Raw genomic sequence first — 1,368 nt, forward strand, 5'->3', positions numbered from 1 at the left:
CTCGAACGCGGCGGCATCTTCGAAGCGAAGGGCGGCAAGGCTCGCCTGCTCTCGCCGTCTCATCTCGAAGGAGCCTGGGACGCAGCAGCCGACGAACGGGTCAGCGTGTGGGAGGCGACCGTTCGTCTTGCCGCGGTGATGTCCAAGGACGGCGCGGACAAGGTGGCGGAGCTGCTGCCGTCAGTTCAAACGCGCGTGAACTTGGATGCGGTGAAGGAGCTAGGCTTCCTGCTGTTCCACGAGGCCGAGAAGAAAAAGGACACGAAGGACGCCATCCTCTTCAACGGTCTGGTGAGTGCCTGGGGTGACGTGACCGAGCAGGCGCGCAAGTATGCCTCGACGCCGCGCTCGTCCCAGCAGGCGTTCGACTTCGACGAGGACGAGGGCTGAGATGACGGGCGGGCCACAGGGGCAGGTGCCAGGGCAAGAAAATTGCCCCGGCGCGGCGACCGCGTCAGCGGCCTCGTCCGGGGCTTACACCAGCTATGTTACAGCATCCGGGACTGCGGCACCAGGACAGCAGCTTGATGACGTTGAGCTAACCCGACTGCTCAGCGCTGACCGTCTCGCCACCTACGTGCGTGCCTGCCACGGTGACCAAGACGCGGCACTGCGGCTCTACGCCTGGAACGTTGAAGTGGCCTCTGCATTCTGGGGCAGCTTCAACGTGCTCGAAGTTGCACTCCGCAACGCGATCCATGCCAAACTCAGCACGCTCGCCAGCCAGGAAGACTGGTGGAACGCACAGATCGGTCTCCACCAGTTCGAACAGCAGCGCGTCACCGACGCGATCGGTGCCGCGCGGCGAGCCAAGGGAACAGCCGTGGTCCCAGGGCATATGGTGGCTGAGCTGAGCTTCGGGTTCTGGACCGGACTCCTGGCCAACCGGTACCACCAGCGGCTGTGGGTGCCTGCGCTCCACGGCGCGTTCCCGCACCTGGTCGGTCCACGCCGCGAGCTTCACCGCAAGCAGGAGTCACTGCGCAAGCTCCGCAACCGGATCGCGCATCACGAGCCGATCTTCGCCCGGAACCTCACCGCAGACCATGATCGGCTACTTGACATCCTCGGCGCGATCTCACCCGTCGCCGTCGATTGGGTGGCAAAGAATTCCCGAGTCCCTCAGACCATCTCCCGGCGAAACGATGTCGTCACCGGGACGCAAAGCACCACGTTCTAGGAGAAAATAGCGATGGCGATGAACAACCGAGATCGAGTGGGCAAGGCGTTCGACCTGCTCTCCGAGGGGCTACTGGACGAGGTCGATGAAGTCATGACGCGGGCCTACAATACCGCCGACTGGCCAGCCGCGTGGGCGAAGGAGGACGCCCAGCGCAAGGGCGGGCCGTTGCGCACGCTGACCAAGCA

General features: G+C 64.4%; 1 protein-coding gene and 1 pseudogene. Both read left to right on the forward strand.

The genetic code is table 11. From position 1 onward, the window contains the following. Window positions 1-390 (forward strand): annotated as a pseudogene (locus BSZ39_RS12830) (hypothetical protein); the annotation flags it as partial. Window positions 391-577: 187 nt separating this feature from the next. Continuing rightward, window positions 578-1,180 (forward strand): Abi family protein, encoded by a 603-nt coding sequence (locus tag BSZ39_RS13755; protein ID WP_158025222.1) that lies wholly within the window; start codon window positions 578-580, stop codon window positions 1,178-1,180. Window positions 1,181-1,368 lie beyond the last annotated feature (188 nt).

Origin of the sequence: Bowdeniella nasicola, assembly GCF_001907295.1 — a bacterium.
Classification (GTDB): domain Bacteria; phylum Actinomycetota; class Actinomycetes; order Actinomycetales; family Actinomycetaceae; genus Bowdeniella; species Bowdeniella nasicola.